Annotated in this window: 10 protein-coding genes; 8 read left to right on the top strand and 2 right to left on the bottom strand. The window is 40.9% G+C overall.

What is annotated here, in order from left to right; translation table 11 throughout:
• The first annotated feature begins 4 nt into the window (after positions 1–4).
• Together ABE099_RS17050 and ABE099_RS17055 are read left to right on the top strand one after the other, a co-directional pair.
• Positions 5–1,324, top strand: coding sequence for a glycoside hydrolase family 125 protein (locus ABE099_RS17050; RefSeq protein WP_430032277.1), 1,320 nt, complete (start codon positions 5–7; stop codon positions 1,322–1,324).
• 441 nt (positions 1,325–1,765) lie between these two features.
• Entirely contained in the window at positions 1,766–2,758 is a 993-nt protein-coding gene (locus ABE099_RS17055; protein WP_430032278.1) for a glycoside hydrolase family 130 protein, read from the top strand.
• A 96-nt stretch (positions 2,759–2,854) separates the two neighbouring features.
• On the opposite strand, the gene ABE099_RS17060 is transcribed toward ABE099_RS17055, so the two are convergent.
• Positions 2,855–4,033 carry an MGDG synthase family glycosyltransferase gene (locus ABE099_RS17060; RefSeq protein ID WP_430032279.1) on the bottom strand — a complete coding sequence of 393 codons (1,179 nt, stop codon included), beginning with the start codon at positions 4,031–4,033 and terminating at the stop codon, positions 2,855–2,857.
• A gap of 416 nt (positions 4,034–4,449) precedes the next feature.
• On the opposite strand from ABE099_RS17060, the gene ABE099_RS17065 reads away from it, so the two are divergent.
• Together ABE099_RS17065 and ABE099_RS17070 are read left to right on the top strand one after the other, a co-directional pair.
• On the top strand, positions 4,450–5,028 hold the full coding sequence (locus ABE099_RS17065) for a TetR/AcrR family transcriptional regulator (protein WP_430032280.1): 579 nt from the start codon (positions 4,450–4,452) through the stop codon (positions 5,026–5,028).
• Between the two features lie 75 nt (positions 5,029–5,103).
• Complete coding sequence (locus ABE099_RS17070) at positions 5,104–7,290, top strand: YhgE/Pip family protein (RefSeq protein WP_430032281.1); 2,187 nt, start codon at positions 5,104–5,106, stop codon at positions 7,288–7,290.
• 180 nt (positions 7,291–7,470) lie between these two features.
• On the opposite strand, the gene ABE099_RS17075 is transcribed toward ABE099_RS17070, so the two are convergent.
• Entirely contained in the window at positions 7,471–7,944 is a 474-nt protein-coding gene (locus ABE099_RS17075; protein ID WP_430032282.1) for a DUF1572 family protein, read from the bottom strand.
• A 153-nt stretch (positions 7,945–8,097) separates the two neighbouring features.
• On the opposite strand from ABE099_RS17075, the gene ABE099_RS17080 reads away from it, so the two are divergent.
• The 4 genes from ABE099_RS17080 to ABE099_RS17095 form a co-directional block, all read left to right on the top strand.
• Positions 8,098–8,694 carry a dienelactone hydrolase family protein gene (locus ABE099_RS17080; RefSeq protein ID WP_430032283.1) on the top strand — a complete coding sequence of 199 codons (597 nt, stop codon included), beginning with the start codon at positions 8,098–8,100 and terminating at the stop codon, positions 8,692–8,694.
• A gap of 156 nt (positions 8,695–8,850) precedes the next feature.
• The gene (gltB, locus tag ABE099_RS17085) at positions 8,851–13,461 is read left to right on the top strand and encodes a glutamate synthase large subunit (protein WP_430032292.1); all 4,611 of its coding nucleotides are present in this window, start codon (positions 8,851–8,853) and stop codon (positions 13,459–13,461) included.
• Positions 13,462–14,035: 574 nt separating this feature from the next.
• The gene (locus tag ABE099_RS17090) at positions 14,036–15,475 is read left to right on the top strand and encodes an S-layer homology domain-containing protein (RefSeq protein WP_430032284.1); all 1,440 of its coding nucleotides are present in this window, start codon (positions 14,036–14,038) and stop codon (positions 15,473–15,475) included.
• Between the two features lie 44 nt (positions 15,476–15,519).
• Positions 15,520–18,097 (top strand): DUF5704 domain-containing protein (locus ABE099_RS17095; RefSeq protein ID WP_430032285.1); only part of this gene is annotated, 2,578 nt, incomplete at its 3' end.

Raw genomic sequence — 18,097 nt, forward strand, 5'->3', positions numbered from 1 at the left:
AGCAGTGGAGATATTTAGATTGCCTAAAATTACAATGCCTGTGTTGCCGTTGCCCTCTTCTGTCCAAAAGGTTTTAACAGAAGCAGAAAGCAAGCTGGCACACCGTCCCAAGCTATTGCAATTGTTCAAAAATTGCTTTCCAAACACGCTTGAAACGACAACAAAACGTCTAGATGATGGGACTACGTTTGTAATAACAGGGGATATTCCTGCATTATGGTTACGTGATTCCGTGGAGCAGGTCATTCATTATGTCCCATTAGCGAAAGATGATCCAGAGCTTCAAGCAATTATTAGTGGTCTTATCAAACGTCATATTTTTTACGTTCTAATAGATCCATATGCAAATGCATTTAATGAAACCGCAAACGATTGGCATTGGAACGCCAATGATGTTACAGACATGTCCCCATGGGTATGGGAAAGGAAGTTTGAGCTTGATTCGCTTTGCTTTGTCATTCGATTAGCCCATATGTATTGGCAAGAAACGGGACTTACTGATTTTTTAGATGCGGGATTCAAAACGGCTATACGTACCATTGTGGAAGTGTTTAAAACAGAGCAACGTCACCAAGAGTTATCTCCTTATCGCTTCCAGCGTAATAGTGGAGTAGAAGGGGACTCCTTACGTAATGAAGGACTTGGTATGCCTGTCAATTATACAGGGATGATCTGGTCTGGTTTTCGATCAAGTGATGATGCCTGTGATTTTCACTACAACGTACCTGCGAATATGTTTGCGGTGGTTGCGCTTAGACAGATGAAGGATTTTGCAGAATGGGTATTCCGGGACTTGGATTTATTGGCAGAGTTAAAGGAATTGGAGCATGAAGTGCAACGGGGAATTGAGTTATATGGAATTTATCGTCATCCACAGTTTGGACCTATTTATGCCTACGAAACAGATGGATACGGTAACTACTGCTTAATGGATGATGCAGGTACACCAGGTTTGATGTCGATTCCTTACCTTGGATATACATCGATAGATGATGAAATTTACCAAAATACACGACGTTTTGCACTAAGTAAGGAAAACCCATTTTATTATGAAGGTGCTGTTGCCAAAGGGATTGGTAGTCCCCATACACCAGCCCAATATATTTGGCACATGGCATTGTCGATGCAAGGACTAACTGCACAAAGTAAGGAAGAAAAGCTAGAAATGATCTCACTTTTAGAGCAAACTGACGGAGGAACAGGGTATATGCATGAAGGTTTTCATGCCGATGACCCTAAAATTTTTACACGAAGCTGGTTTGCATGGTCTAACAGTTTGTTTGCCCAGCTTGTGTATAAGGCAATGCAGGAAGAGATTTTATAGTGAAGTGGTTTAAAAAACGGATTGACTAAGGATACGGAAGGGGCTACGTCCAGAGGGTTCTTGCGATCGCTGTTAGGAAAATCATTTATTTAAAAATGGCTCTTGATTTAAATTAGCGGTTGAAGCCACTCTGTCCACCGTAGCCTTTTCCTTCATAATGTAGTTCACTACTAATTTTTATTTAGAGCCTTAAAATAACAAATAACAAATAGAAAAGGAAGCTCAATCTTAAAATTAGTTCTTGACTACTAACCCAAACTAGCGAAGAGACAGAGCGATTCTGAAGATTGTCTCTTAAAATCAAATTCCATCGATAAATAGGCTTCAATAAGAGGAATATGATTTTAACAACAATCGCAAGAACGCTCTGGATCGTAGCTACAAGACTCCTATCGTTGTCAAGCACTAATTTCTAAATAGAGCTGAAAAGGAGATAAAGTAATGACTAAAATTATCGGAGAAACGTTAGCACATATTCCTTGGCAGGAAAAACCAGAGGGCTTAAATGCGCCTGTATGGCGATATGATCAGAACCCTATTATTCAAAGAGATGCGACTTCTAATTCTAATAGTATATTTAACTCTGCTGTTATTCCTTTTGGAGAAGGTTTTGCGGGTGTATTCCGTTGTGATTCTAGATCAGTAAGCATGGATATTTTTGCTGGGTTTAGTGAGGATGGTATAAACTGGTCTATTAATGAAGAACCAATCGTATTCCAAGGAGATGAGGAGATCATCAAGCGGGAATATCGTTATGATCCTCGTGTATGTAAAATAGAAGACAAATATTATATTACGTGGTGTAACGGTTATCACGGCCCAACGATTGGCATTGCATATACGTATGATTTTCAAACGTTTCATCAGCTAGAAAATGCCTTTTTGCCATACAATCGTAATGGGGTGTTATTCCCAAGAAAAATTGGTAACCATTATGCGATGCTTAGCCGTCCAAGTGATACAGGACATACTCCTTTTGGCGACATTTTTTATAGTGAAAGTCCTGATCTTACGTTCTGGGGCAAACACCGTTATGTTATGGGAACGATTAATAGTGATGCCTCTGCATGGCAATCTAAAAAAATCGGTCCTGGTCCAGTTCCCATTGAAACGGATCAAGGCTGGTTATTGATCTACCATGGTGTCATTAATACATGTAATGGTTTTGTATACCGGATTGGCTGTGCACTTCTTGATTTAGACCAGCCTTGGAAGGTAAAGGCACGCTCCAGAAACTACATTTTGGGTCCACAGACGTTATATGAATGTGTGGGTGATGTACCAAACGTGACCTTCCCTTGTGCAACATTAACCGATGCAGCAACAGGACGAATCGCCATTTATTATGGCTGTGCAGACACGGTGACAGGACTCGCCTTCACGACAGTAGAAGAGCTATTAAGTTATATGGACAAATATCCGCTTGAGGTATAGGTAATAAAAAAAGAAACCGTTCTTTCATTAAGAAAGGGGACAATCCCACTTCCTAATACGAGAACGGTTTCTTATGTAGCTTATAGCTAAATAGCTTTAATTGGCACGTTGTTGTACAGTTGCGATCGGTACAGGAGCTTCGATGCTTATTGTAGATAAGCTTGTTAGCTCTAGTAAATCGATCACATTTTCAACGCAATGCTGTGGCTCGTAGTCGATTTGGCTTTTATGTTTACTTAAACATTGCTTAAACGTAGTATCTTCCCTTGCAACCTGCTCAAACCATTTATCTAGTTCATCGGAGTTTAAATCTTTAGCTAGTCCATGTTTGATGAAATAATCTCTATTTTTCTCTTCCATTCCGGGAATGGATTCATAAAATAACATCGGGATGCCTTTGGCTAAGCCTTCTGTACATGTCATGCCACCTGGCTTCGTAATTAGCAGATCGGAGGCGTCCATCCATTTACTAACTTCCTTTGTATATCCCATCACGATAATGTTCTCATGCTTAAGCAGTGGATGTTGACTTAGCTTTTCTGCCAGCTTTTCGTTACTGCCTACACAGCAAACAAGTTGGATTTTATCCTTCCAAGCACTTAGACGCTCAATAAAATCGTCCTTAAACAACAATCCCCAGCCTCCACCCATTACTAAGGCGGTTGGCATATCCTTTAGTCCTAATTCTGCACGCACTGCCTGCTTATTCCCTACTGTCCAAAAATCTGGATGAACAGGAATACCTGTTGCTTGGACTTTACTTGATGGAATGTTGCGGCCCACTAATATATCTTTGACCTCAGAGGTGGATACTAAATAACGATCAACTTCAGGGGTAATCCAAGCGCCATGTGCATCATAATCCGTTATTACAGTACATAAAGGAATCATCAGCCCTGACTTTTTTAATCGTGAGATGATGGCATTAGGAATGGGATGCGTACAAATAATAAGATGAGGTGCGATTCTTTGGATCACTTCTGCTGCATGTGCATAAAATAGTTTATTTAAGGCAGAAACAGATAATTTGCCTATCGGCTTTTCATATTTTTGGCGATATAACTTCCCAACAAAGTTAGGACTCGAATTGACTGTTACTCGGTAAGTACGAAGTATCCAAGGAGCTACAGTAGGATTCAAAAACGAACCAAGCTCAAGCACTCTGCAATGAACTTGTGGGCAAATTCTCTTAAGCCCCGCTGCAATAGCGTGTGCAGCCTGGGTATGTCCTGTTCCAAAACCTTCAGACAGGATGAGAATTCTTTTTTTTAACATAATTAACCAACTCCTAAGTCATTCCTAACTATATATACGTACTAGAAAGTAATTAGTTGAACACTTTAGAAAAACTTTAGATTTACAATGATTATACAGTCTATTACATATATGCAAGTAACAAGTTTTTAAATTCTATAAAATGATTATAGCAATTCAATGAACCGAACGGTTAACTATATTGTAAATTATATTTCCATCATGTGTAAGTGGCTTGGGGCGGGTCAAAAACTAGACCAAAGTCGGGTTAATTTAAAGGAATCCGCTTTCATGAAAAAAGTTGAAAATTTATGAAAAAAGGACTTGATAAAGAGAAATAGAAGTGCTAAAGTAGTGATTGACCAAATGACCGAAATAGTAAAACAGTCATTTTTGGTGTGAGAAGTACAATCTATACTGAAGGAGGTGCATATTAAATGGCTGTGTTAGATCGCCGTAAACAAGTGGTCGCAGCTGCGGAGAAATCATTTGCACTATTTGGCTACAAAGCAACAACGATGGATCAAGTAGCAAAAATTGCGAATGTAGCCAAGGGGACAATTTACAATTTTTTTGAGAACAAGGAACAACTGTTTGGTGAGATCCTTTGCTCTATCATTACAGATATGAAAACTCTCGCAGAGCAAAAAGTCCGTGAAGAGGACTCCTTCTTCGATAATGTATATCGTAGTATGGATGCGTTGCTGGAGTACAGACAGGAGCATGGACTACTTATCAAACTGTTCCAAGAAGTTAGCGAGTTCGGAACACCACAAGCAAAAGAAGGTTTACAACGAGTAGAGTCAGCGATTTTAGACTACTTGGAGCGGCAAGTTGCACGTGCAATGGAATTAAAGGAAATTCGTTCCTTTAATCCCAAAGTGATTTCATTTGTCATGTTCAAGTTATATGTAGCTCTAACTTCAGATTGGAACAAGTACAATGAACCATTGCATGAGGCTGAGATTAAAGAGTTTGTTAGTTTATTCCTCAAAAATGGATTGTCCCCAATATAAAGAGGTGGGCCTACGGGACCTACTGGAGTAAAACTGGCGGATACAGAGTTTAAGTCATAACGAGGAGAGAAGATTATGAAATCATTAGCGGTTTTTCTTAAGGACATGAAGGATACCTTTAAAAAACCTAAAGTGTTTATTCCAATCATTGTCGTGTTATTTATTCCTGTGCTTTATAGCGGAATGTTTTTGGATGCATTCTGGGACCCTTACGGTAAAATGGATCAACTTCCTGTAGCCGTAGTGAATGAGGATAAGGGAGCAACCTACAATGACAAAGCACTTACTGTAGGAGAAAACCTTGTCGATGAGCTGAAAAAGGGAAAGGACTTTGATTGGCAATTCGTCTCTCGGGACGAAGCCAAGAAGGGAATGGAAGATAATAAATATTATATGACAATTATTATTCCAGAGGATTTCTCTTCTAAAGCAACAACACTGACGGATGATGTTCCTCAGCCCGCTCAAATTATTTATGAGCCAAATGAAGGCTATAACTTCCTTGCAGGTCAAATTGGTGGTACTGCGGTGAAGCAGATTAGAGCAAAGGTTTCAGCTAAAGTAACGGAATCTTACGCCGAAGCGATGCTAGATAAGGTTGGAGAAGTTTCTGACGGCTTAGTCAAAGCAGGTGATGGTGCAACTAAGTTAAATGATGGTGCCGTCAAAATTGATGACGGTGTAAAGAAGCTTAAAGAAAATCTTGCGAAATTAGAAAATGGAACAAGCAAGCTAGCATCAGGAGTAGCACCATTGAAAGAAGGCGTTGGTAAGTTAAATAAAGGCGCAGGCGACCTTTCCAATGGCGTAGGTACTTTATCAAACGGTCTAAATCAATTAGCAGGTGCAGGTCAAAAGCTTCAAGCTGGAGCTGTTCAAGCGCAAGATGGTGTGCAAAAGCTTCAAGCAGGGTTGCAATCCGCTTCTGAAGGAGCAACCAAGCTAAATGCAGGTTTAGCAGCTTCTCAGGAAGGTAGCAACAAATTAGCAGCAGGCTTAGAGGCTTCTGTAGCAGGAAGTGAAAAAGTAAGTGCTGGTGCTAAATCAGTTGCACAAGGACTAGAGCAACTAACCAAAGCAAGTCCAGACCTTGCTAAAAACCCTGCAGTCCAAAAATTGCTTGCAGCAAGTCAGGCGGTAGCTGCGGGTAGTGAGCAAGTGACACAAGGGCAACAGCAATTGTTGCAAGGAAGCAAAAATCTGCAAGCTGCCCAAGGTCAATTGCATCAAGGTAGCGAGCAGCTTGCTCAAGGTCAACAAGCATTACTACAAGGAGCTACACAATTGTCAGAGGGACAAGGGAAATTGGTTGCGGGTTTAACGCAATTTAATAGTAAATTGTCTGAAGCTGCTGCAGGTAGCAATAAACTTGCTACTGGTGCGGGTACACTAAGTGGAGCCATTAACAAAATGTCTCAAGGTATGGGTACATTAACGAATGGTGTTACATCGATTGCAGATGGATCAAAACAACTTAATTCTGGGGCTGGAAAACTTAAAGATGCCACTGTGAAATTAACGGATGGAACTGATGAGCTTGCTACTAAATTAAATGATGCAGCAACCAAAACTTCAGAAGTGAAGAAATCAGATGCAATGGTATCGATGTTTGCAGAACCTGTTAAAGTAGAGGAACAAAAATACAATGAAGTTCCAAACTACGGAACTGGATTTTCTCCTTACTTCTTGTCACTTGGATTATTTGTCGGAGCGTTAATTGCAACTTTAGTAGTTCCAACACGTAGCTCCACAACCCAAGATGCAACAGCATGGAATCGTTTTGTAAGCAGAACACTGTCCTTCACATTAATGGGTGCTGTTCAAGCAGGTTTAGCTGCATTGTTTGTTGTTTCTATTTTAGGTTTACAAGTAAAAAGCGTGCCGATGTTATATCTGTTCAGCTTCATAACGAGTATTACGTTTATGTTTATTATCCAAGCGCTTGTGACTTGGCTTGAAAATCCAGGTCGCTTTATTGCGATTCTTATGTTGATTTTCCAATTAACAACAAGTGCGGGTACGTTCCCATTGGAGCTAATCCCAGATTGGTTAAAAGGCTTCAACAAGATTTTACCAATGACATACACTGTAACTGGATATAAATCCATCATTTCAAGTGGACAATTCAGTGTTGCATGGCACCAAGTAGGCGTGTTACTTATCTTTGCAGCAGTTGGCTTAGCGTTAACACTCACTTACTTCATTACGCACCATAAAAATGAAGAAGAAGATATGAGTGGCGAAGTAGTATTAAACGTTTAATCATACAGGGATCAGACGTGAAAATACGAAATAAGCTTTACGCAACAAAGTGAGTAACAAATTATTAACGATGGAATTTTAACTTTATAATTGGCTGTAGGGTCGTTTTGTAACAGGTTTACTGTTATGAAGCGACCCTTTTTATATTTGGTTGCTAATAATAGAGATGAGTGCCCCACACTATATAGATGTGGACTTGTAATTTTCTTGTAAAATTTGCTTTGCAATATAAAATATCTGCCCCATATGCTCTGAATAATGTGCTGCACATTGATGCAACATATCCAGATTTGTTCTTTCTCTACTTCTAACTAATTGTGTCTGTTCTAACTCTTCATCGGTTATATTTTTTACTGTATTAACAACTAGCTCGAATCTATCATGAATGATCTTTTCTAGTTCATACCTTTTTACATAAGTTTGTTTAAGCGCATTGTCACGATTGGTTTGAATATCTTGATGTAAAATGCCTTTCATAATTCTTTCTTGGATGTTACCCTCGACATGCCTGATCAACGTGGATATGCTATGACTTATATCGTCAGGTCTCCAGTTCACTTGTTCATCATCTAGTTGCTCTAGCGCTTTAAGTATACGCCTTCTAATCTCTTCAAACTTCTTTGTAAGCCACTCCCTGTTAAAATCATAATTCATTTATATTACCTCCGTTCTAAAGGTTTCATTATTTGCTAACTAAGTTATTTCATTGTTCACTACTAGGTTTATTTACTTATGATAATATGTAATAAATTTAACTTCGTAAGCTTATATAATCAAATTTAAATCATATAGATTGGAGCGATCCCATTGAAAACGTACATAACAAATCACAAGCAGGCAGTCATCCTATTACATGAAATTTACGGGGTTAACTCATTTATGGAAGATCAATATCAGCGGTGGCTTGACGCAGGATATGATGTGTATTGTCCTAACTTACTTCATCGTGCACCCTTTGCTTATGAGGAATCTGAGCGAGCTTATTCTTTTTTTGTTAATCAAGTTGGATTTGAAGTGTACCTTGATGTAATACAACTTTTAAAAAGCTTGAAGGAAAAATACGCTGATGTATTTATTGTAGGGTTTAGTGTGGGAGCAACCGTAGCTTGGCGGTGTTCTGAAAATGAGCTGTGTGGTGGAGTTGTTGCTTGTTATGGCTCTCGCATTCGGGATTACATCGATTTAACCCCAGCTTGCCCAACCCTTTTGCTGTTTGCAAAGGAGGATTCCTTTGACGTAAAGCCCACGATAAAGCAGCTTCAACATAAAGAGCAGGTAGAGGTCTATGATTTTGACGCAAGACATGGTTTTTTAGATCCTAACAATCAACATTATGATGCGGAGCAAGCAGAGAAAGTACAAAATAAAATCACTAAGTTTATGAGTCAATTTACCCACTTATGAAAAACTTGCCATCACTGTTACAAAAAATGATAGAAAGTTCATTTTAATTGTGCAAAAGAATGAGAAGATAGTGCAAAAACAGCGCAACCTTTTTCCGTTAGAATAAAAGAAAAGCTATAGCGGTCAATTTATGAAGAGAAAGGTTGCGCGAAAATGATGAAACATACTGCGATTCCACAACGACAGGGTTTATACGATCCTGCTTTTGAAAAAGATGCATGTGGCATGGGTTTTGTTGCCCATATTAAAGGTCGTGCATCACACGATATAGTGAGTCAGGCACTACGTATGCTTAGTAACATGGAGCATCGCGGGGGCCAAGGAAGTGAACCAAACTCTGGGGATGGAGCAGGTATTTTACTACAAATCCCACATGCCTTTTTTAGTGAGGTTGTGCAGGAGTATGGCTTCCAGCTGCCAGAGGCAGGGCAATATGGTGTAGGGATGTTATTTTTACCCCATGATGAAAAACTTCGGGCTCAGCAAGAGGCGCTACTATCTTCGATCATTACTGAAGAAGGGCAAGAGGTGCTTGGCTACCGTGATGTGCCTTATCAAGATGATATGCTTGGGAAAACGGCATCAGCAGCAAAACCATTTGTCCGCCAAGTGTTTATTGGACGTAGTTATGATATCGAAAGTGATCTTGAATTTGAACGCAAATTGTATGTCATTCGTCGTCGTGCAGAGCTTGCTATTCGTTATGGTGGTGTAGAAGGTATAGAGCAAGGCGATCAATTTTATGTACCAAGCATGTCAAGCAAAAAAATAGTATATAAAGGCATGCTCACTACGGAGCAGGTAGGACAATTTTATGTTGATTTACAAGACGAACGTTTGGAGTCGGCTATTGCTTTAGTGCATTCCCGTTTTAGTACAAATACTTTCCCAAGCTGGGAACGTGCGCACCCTTATCGCTTTATGATTCATAATGGGGAAATTAATACACTACGAGGTAATGTGAACTGGATGAATGCTCGCCAATCGTTGTTTAAGAGTGAAGTGTTTGGAGATGATTTAGAAAAATTAAAGCCAATTATTAATCCAGATGGTTCAGATACAGGAATGTTTGATAACACATTTGAATTTTTATATTTGAGTGGACGTTCACTGCCACATGTGGCGATGATGATGGTGCCTGAGCCTTGGATTAACTTAAACGATATGGACGATGATAAAAAGGCATTTTATGAATACCATAGTACCTTGATGGAGCCATGGGATGGTCCTGCTGCAATGGGCTTTACAGACGGTGTCCAGATTGGGGCTACACTAGATCGGAACGGCTTGCGCCCCTCTCGTTATTACGTGACGAAGGACGATATCATTGTATTGTCATCTGAGGTAGGGGTACTTGATATTCCAGCGGAAAATGTGTTGTATAAGGATCGTTTGCGTCCAGGGAAAATGTTGCTTGTCGATACGGCGCAAGGACGAATCATTTCAGATGAAGAGGTTAAGGCATCCATTGCTAAAGAAAACCCTTATCGACAGTGGCTTAATGAGCATTTGATTACACTTGAGGATTTGCCTGAAGCACCTGCTCGGGTTGCTTTACATCATGAGGACATTACGCAAGAGCAAATGGCGTTTGGTTATACGTATGAGGATTTGCGAAAAGTGCTAGAGCCGATGGCATTAACAGGTGGAGAAGGACTTGTATCGATGGGATATGATGCACCGTTAGCTGTATTATCCGAGCAAACCCAGCGCTTATACAATTACTTTAAGCAAATGTTCGCACAGGTAACTAATCCACCTATTGATGCAATCCGTGAGGAATTAGTCACCTCTACAATGACGCTCATTGGTGCAGAACGAGATTTGCTTAATCCTGTCCCTGAGAGTTGTCGGCAAATTATGCTGAATTCTCCGATCTTATCTAATGAGGATTTTGCAAAGCTTCGCCATATTCACCGTCCGGGCTTTAAGGCAATGAGTATGCCTATTTTGTTCAACGCTGCGGATGGTGCAACAGGTTTACGTGAGGCACTCACTGCACTGTGTGAATCTGCGGATCGTGTTATTGCCAAAGGACATAACGTGCTTATTTTAAGTGATCGTGATGTAGATGCGGAAAATGCGGCGATTCCTGCCCTACTTGCTGTTTCGACCTTGCATCATCATTTGGTGAAGCAGGAGACGCGCACAAAGGTAAGTATTTTGCTAGAGTCTGGCGAGCCTAGAGAGGTTCATCACTTTGCGCTATTGTTAGGTTATGGCGTGGATGTCGTTAATCCTTATTTAGCCTTTGAAAGCTTGCATCATATGATTAAGCAAGGGATGCTAACAGGCATAACCCCTGAAAAAGCTATTTATAACTTTATCAAGGCTGCGACCAAGGGAGTCGTAAAGACATTATCCAAAATGGGCATTTCAACGATCCAATCGTATCGTGGTGCACAAATTTTTGAAGCTGTGGGTTTAAATGAAGACTTTATAAATGAATACTTCGAGCTAACCCCTACGCGCATTGGTGGCATTGGATTAGATGAGGTAGCGAAGGAAGCGTTACAGCACCATCATCGTGCTTTCACTTCTCAGGATGGTCGAGATAAAGTGCTGGATTCCAGTGGAGATTATCAATGGCGGAGTGGGGGAGAAGAGCATTTATTTAATCCTCAAACGGTTCACTTACTTCAGCAGGCCGTACGCTCAGGGGATTATGCATTATATAAAAAATTTACGTCGTTGGCACAAGGGGAAGATAAAAAACATTTAACTTTGCGCTCTATGCTACAGTTGAAGCCAGTAGGTCCAAAGATTCCTTTGGAGGAAGTGGAATCGGCGGCTTCGATTATGCGACGCTTTAAGACTGGGGCGATGTCCTTTGGCTCCATTAGCAAGGAAGCACATGAAACGATTGCGATTGCGATGAACCGCATTGGTGGAAAAAGTAACTCTGGTGAAGGTGGCGAAGATCCAGCACGTTTCATTCCTGACGCAAATGGGGATTCTCGTCGTAGCGCAATTAAGCAGGTCGCTTCAGGTCGTTTTGGTGTTACTTCCAACTATCTTGTTAATGCTGATGAAATTCAAATTAAGATGGCACAAGGGGCAAAACCAGGGGAAGGAGGACAGCTACCAGGTAAAAAGGTATATCCTTGGGTCGCTGAGGTTCGTGGCTCCACGCCAGGGGTAGGTTTAATCTCTCCACCTCCACATCACGATATTTACTCAATTGAGGATTTAGCAGAGCTAATTTATGATCTGAAAAATGCAAACCGTCACGCTCGTATTAATGTGAAGCTAGTATCCGAAGCAGGAGTAGGAACGATTGCCGCTGGGGTGGCAAAAGGTCGCGCGGATGTCATTTTAGTAAGTGGCTATGATGGAGGAACAGGGGCATCTCCACAAAGCTCCATTCGTCATGCTGGGTTGCCATGGGAGCTTGGTCTAGCAGAAACACACCAGACTTTATTAATGAACCAGCTTCGTAATCGGGTTGTGTTAGAGACAGATGGTAAAATGCTCACAGGGCGTGACATTGCGGTAGCTGCATTGCTTGGTGCAGAGGAATATGGCTTCTCGACGGCGCCACTTGTTGCTGTTGGATGTATTATGATGCGGGTATGTCAATTGGATACGTGCCCAGTCGGGGTAGCTACTCAAAACCCTGAATTACGTAAAAACTTTACAGGCGACCCGCAGCATGTAGTTAATTTTATGAACTTTGTTGCCGAGGATTTGCGTGAATGGATGTCAGAGCTTGGCTTCCGCACTTTAAACGATATGATTGGGCGTACGGATTGTCTGGATTCACTTGAGGCTGTAGATCATTGGAAAAAGCGTGGGATCGATTTAGCGCCATTGCTTCATGTGCCAGATTTATCTGATGATACGGCGAATACCGTAAGATATTGTACACAGCAGCAAAATCATAACTTGGAAGAAACGTTGGATATGCGTAAGTTATTGTCGCTGGCAGCACCTGCTTTAGAGCATGGTGAGGCGGTGAAGGTAGAAAATATTGCAATCTGTAACGTCGATCGTGCAACGGGAACGTTGTTAGGCAGTGAGGTGACACGCAAATATGGTGCCGCTGGCTTGCCTGAGGATACGATTCAGTTTTCCTTTGAAGGTTCAGCAGGTCAAAGCTTTGGTGCATTTACACCTGCTGGCATGACGATGACGGTGATCGGTGATGCTAATGACTACACTGGTAAAGGCTTATCAGGTGGTAAGGTGATTGTGAAGCCATCGCCTGAGGCAACCTTTATTGCAGAGGAAAATATTATTTTAGGCAACACCTCCTTCTACGGGGCAACCTCTGGTGAAGCTTATATTCGAGGCATTGCGGGAGAACGGTTTGCCGTTCGTAACTCAGGTGCACAGATTGTTGTAGAAGGTGTTGGTGACCATGGCTGTGAATATATGACAGGTGGTGTCGTAACAGTCCTTGGCGGTACAGGGCGTAACTTTGGTGCAGGGATGTCAGGTGGCATAGCCTTTGTTCTGGATGAACAAGGTGACTTAGAACAACGCTGCAACAAGGAAATGATCTTGCTGGAGGACGTGGCAGAGGAAGCAGATCGCCAGCTTCTACACAGCTTGATAACACGTCATACGCAGTATACAAGTAGTACTGTAGGTCAACGTATTTTGAATGATTGGAATCAATATGTGAGCAAATTTGTAAAAATCATTCCTAGCGATTACAAAGAAATGCTAGCACGGATTAAGCATATGGAAAGCGAAGGCTTGCAGGGCAAGGATGCGGTGTTGGCGGCGTTTGAGGCAAGCACGAAGGCGTTGGTGAAGGCTTAAGGCCTGATTAAGGTATCTATCGATGAAGATGAAGAATTAAATGCTTGGAGTATAAAGTATAAATAAGTTTGTTTTACTAAATATGCTTCTCTTACGTAGTTAGGATATGGTCTACAGTTTAGGCCTAACTACGAAGGGGGAGCTTTTTTTATTGTCTTCGTCTTGGAAGGTGTGCTTTTTATTGTACACCGATTCCTGTATTTCTCAATTTATCCTGATTGAAGGAGGTGAAAAGGGAGATTTTGTCGAAATATTTTAGGTGGATGGGAATGGTGTCCTAGGAGAAAAGGAGGAAGAGTATAGGAGGGGCAATAAAAAAACTATAGAGATGGCATCAATGAAACTAGAGTAGGATCAAACATCTTAGTGTAACAGCATACATAGTTTGAGATTCAAAGGATATAAAGGATTTAAAAGATTTTAAGGATTTACAGGATTTACAGAAGAGTTAAAGGAGTAATAAGAAAAGAGAATTTCGTTTTAAAGAGCTTTATGAAATTTTTGAGAAGATATTAGATATTAATCAAAACTTTTGAGTTCTTAACTATAAATCTAATTTTAAAGGAGAAGAGAAATGAATAAAAAGGCGATTAGTATTATTTTAGGGATGGCGTTGGTAGCTGCAAGTGGAGGAGCACTTTGGGGTAATGGGAATGAAGTGAAAGCGCTAGATAGTGAGAAAGCAGGTACTTCTGCGACATCAACAACAACGGTGGAGAAAAATGATACAGCAACTAAAACTAGTTTAGATACCTCGGTGGAGAAGAGAAGCAATAATGGAGAACTGACAGACAAGGATCGTACTAGTGGAGAAAAGAGTGGGGAAAAAGATAACGTCGATCAGGAGAGTACTAGCCAAATGTCTGACGTAACGACTCAGCAAGTGACTTCATTTTCAGATGTGAAGGATACACATTGGGCGAAAAAAAGCATTACGGCTGCAATTGAAAAAGGTTATGTAAGTGGCTACCCAGGTGGTGTATTTAAGCCTGAGCAAGCAATTAAACGTGATGAGTTTATGAAGATGGTGGTTACGGCAATGAAGCTACCTGTTGAAACAGAGGGAGCATCTACGTGGTATGAGCCTTTTGTAAAAGTAGCAAAAGAAAACAAGTTATATGTGAGTAGTGACTTTTCAGATAGTGATCTAGGTTGGAATAAAGTCATCAGCCGTAAGGAAATGGCTCGCATTGCTGTACGTGCAGGACTTGGAGAAGAAGCAAAAGAGGATAGTAAATGGATGTATTTAGCGACTAAAGCAGGCTTAGTTACAGGGCTAGGTAAAGGAGAGCTTGGCGAAACAAAGACAACGACCCGTGCGCAATCTGTGACGATTATTGAGCGTATTTTGGCTGTGAAAAATGGGGAGAAGTTGTCTGTAGATAAATATGCAGTAGGTAGTGCAGAGTTAGCTTGGCATGGGACAAATATATTTACGGTGATGCCTGAGATTATGGTGACGAAGGAAGAAGATTATAAGGGGAAGACGATTGAGGAGTTGTGGAGACAGGATAAAATGACAGTGGAAACTAGGGATGGGAAGTATAAAGGGGTACTCGATGCTTTAATTGCGATTGATTTGGAGGATCCGAATGATCCGAATTTGAAGCTGGTACCACCGGTGAAAGAACTTTATTGGGATAATGGGTGGGGAGCAATAGATGGAGTTCCTCTTGTTAAAAATCAAGTGAATAAGTGGAGAAGTAGTTATCTTCTTTACTATAAGGGAAGAGAAATTTCAATTAAAGATAACAATGTATATTACTCGAATTCTTTTGGCCCACAATACACATTGGGTGGTTTCGAACCAACAGATAGACAGCAATTTTTTAATGGAGTTCTAAATACTTCTGCTACTGTTTATCATAAAAAGTTAAATGACCTACCAGTACTAATTGTTCCTAAGAGCGGATGGAAGGGAACGGAAAAAATAAAAATAGAAATCCATGCACCTAATCGTAGTGCTGCTGGGTATCATTCTAATGTTTTATTAGAGCTAGATGGTCCTAAATAAATGGGGAATAAAATTAAACTAAGATATAGGAGAGCGAAAAAAGATTGAAATATATTAATAAAATTAGCGCTTTCATGGTTTTTATTCTTTTTTTATCATCCCTGAATTTAATTGAATTAACGATAACTGATGCAGCTGAAGAAGTAGAGCAGTCTTTTCCAGTTAAAAAAATATCTGATTTTTTGGTAAGTGGAAAAGTAATCATAGATAAGAAAACCTTAGTAGATAAACAATATGATGGTAAACTGTCTGATTTACCAGATACCTTTAAAAAGGAGTATCAAAATGGAGTGTTTACTGCGTTTCCAACCATGAAGGTAGAACTCAATGAAGATGCAGGGCAAGGCAATATTATTACCAAGATTGAGTTTTTAGAGGGAACTAAATTGGTAAAGACTCAATATGTAGGACAACAAAAATTTAATAACAAGGTATCTCTGACGGGAGAGGAAGTATTAGTAGTTTCTAAAGATAACATTACACCTTCTGGGGCCAGTATTGCTTTTCAACGTAGTGGTACAAAATGGGTAATGAGTAAATCGTCTAGTTGGTATAACCCACTTCCTGATAAAGCAGTGAAGCCAACCAAGAAGAAAGGTAGCAATATGGATGCTTTTCCTGGGACATTTATACAACACCGAGCTGACTTTCCTAGGCAAGAGCCGTACAAGAGTGAAAAGTATCCTGGTGTAGATCGATTTCATGAAGATGTAATTGATCATCGTGAGACAACGTTAAAGAAGTTGAATAAGGCAATTATAGATCCTGATAATGCTGAAGCAAACGTGAAGGTTTATTGGAAAAAAGCAGATATAAAATATCCATTTGGTGTTGGGTCAACAGATCCTACTACAGAAGTTTATGACTTAAAAGTCCCTTCACTTGGTCGAGCTTATATTTATTTCACTCAATTCTATGATCACCCAGGGAAAGAGCATGGCTCAGTGATGTACTACCTCTCTGCTTATCAGTACACAATTAAATCGAATACTTACCGCTACCCAGATCGTATAAAAGTGTATTACAAAAAAGGACAAGACAAACCGACACCAACAGACCCTAAATGCACAGACCCTGTCCCTGCTCAAACGGTGGACGGAAAAGACTTAGACCCTGCTGTTCGTGCTGAGATCAAAGCAGATGCACGTGGGGGCGAACAATTTAATGTGCTTCAAGGCATCCCGACATCGGAGACCTTATATGGAAATGTATTCGCTAAAAATTACTTGTTTCAAAATAAATTTGTTCAGATGACAGGCAAGTGTGAGTTTGAAGTCACAGTCAATAAAACGTTCACCTTGAAATGGGACCCGAAAAAGAAGGTCACGGGTGCCGATGGGAAAGAAACGGAAGTTCCCGATCCGCAAACAGATGAAGAAACGGTGACTAAAACGTATAAAGTGGAGCGTCCTTATGCCTATTGGGTGATCGACAACCTAGAAGTCTATCAAATCGATGAAGCAAAACTCAAAAACTATGCTTTTGAGGGTGAAGAGATTTCAATCAGTCCCCAAAACTATGAACCTCCTCCATACAGTACAGAAGAAACAGGAGGATTTAAAGCACCTGACCCTCCCTCAAGTGTAGATGTAGATGGTGGTGTGGAGACTGGCGGCACGGAGAGACCGGATGTATCTGGTAAGGAATTTAAGGAAGATGCGGAAAAGGCCGTAGACAAAGTGAAAGTCACCAACGACACCTTCACCTTTGACAGCACGACGATCATGGACGGTGCGCAAACCGAAGAAAGCGGACCTACGCCAGGTCGCATTCAACAAGCATCACAAATCGGAAAGGACGTCTTATATAGCCCTTACAATATGATTCCAACTACCAAAACCAACAAGGCAAATCAGCCAAGTAGTGGTACGATTTTCTATGGACTGATGTCAGGCAATATCAATGGGGGCGAAAACAAGGAATACCCAATCAACGGGATCAATTCCGTCACCGTACATACGCCTGTAGTGTTATATCCTTTCGTGTCCGACGACAAGGCACATAACCAAAAAACGGAGCCTGCACAAAATCGTTCCGCGATTATTTTGGAGCGTCCGTTTACCGTTCATTTACCCAATAGTGGGCAACATACGAACTATAAAGGTTATGGCAAACGAGATTATGGCAAATATGTGCGCAACAAGCAAGTGAAGTTTCCGTTTGATGTGTATGATGTATTCCGTACGACCTTTTATCCGAAAGGGACTTGGATCGATGTCGCAAGCTATGAAGAGGAAGCAGAGTTTTATTTACCCGTTTGGGTGGACGAAGGCTTTTATGATGTTGAGATGCGCACATTTGCGGAAAATGCACCTGAGAATCCGAGCGAGCAAACCAATGCGAACCTCGATTTAACTCATCATGTGGCAAAGGCGACTGTCCCTGTCGATGTTGTGGGCAGGTTGTATGATTTTCATGTCACAGATATCGCAGATTTTAACTGGGAATCGGTATTTCGGATGGAGCAAGGGAGTCGATTGCATACAGGCAACAGCTATTGGGTGGGACAAGGGGACATCGATGGTGACCCCAGATATACTCCCTCCCAATATACGTTGCCCTTGCGTCCAGGAAGTCACCCTGTCTTTAAAAACCTCGTAACTAAAACAGGGTATCACTTTA

The sequence above is a fragment of the Paenibacillus turicensis genome (genome assembly GCF_050461185.1).
GTDB lineage: Bacteria > Bacillota > Bacilli > Paenibacillales > Paenibacillaceae > Fontibacillus > Fontibacillus turicensis_A.

Coding starts and splice junctions, on each gene's coding strand:
- ABE099_RS17055 (WP_430032278.1), top strand. CDS start 1,766: ATGACTAAAATTATCGGAGAAACGTTAGCACATATTCCTTGGCAGGAA.
- ABE099_RS17060 (WP_430032279.1), bottom strand. CDS start 4,033: ATGTTAAAAAAAAGAATTCTCATCCTGTCTGAAGGTTTTGGAACAGGA.
- ABE099_RS17065 (WP_430032280.1), top strand. CDS start 4,450: ATGGCTGTGTTAGATCGCCGTAAACAAGTGGTCGCAGCTGCGGAGAAA.
- ABE099_RS17070 (WP_430032281.1), top strand. CDS start 5,104: ATGAAATCATTAGCGGTTTTTCTTAAGGACATGAAGGATACCTTTAAA.
- ABE099_RS17075 (WP_430032282.1), bottom strand. CDS start 7,944: ATGAATTATGATTTTAACAGGGAGTGGCTTACAAAGAAGTTTGAAGAG.
- gltB (WP_430032292.1), top strand. CDS start 8,851: ATGAAACATACTGCGATTCCACAACGACAGGGTTTATACGATCCTGCT.
- ABE099_RS17090 (WP_430032284.1), top strand. CDS start 14,036: ATGAATAAAAAGGCGATTAGTATTATTTTAGGGATGGCGTTGGTAGCT.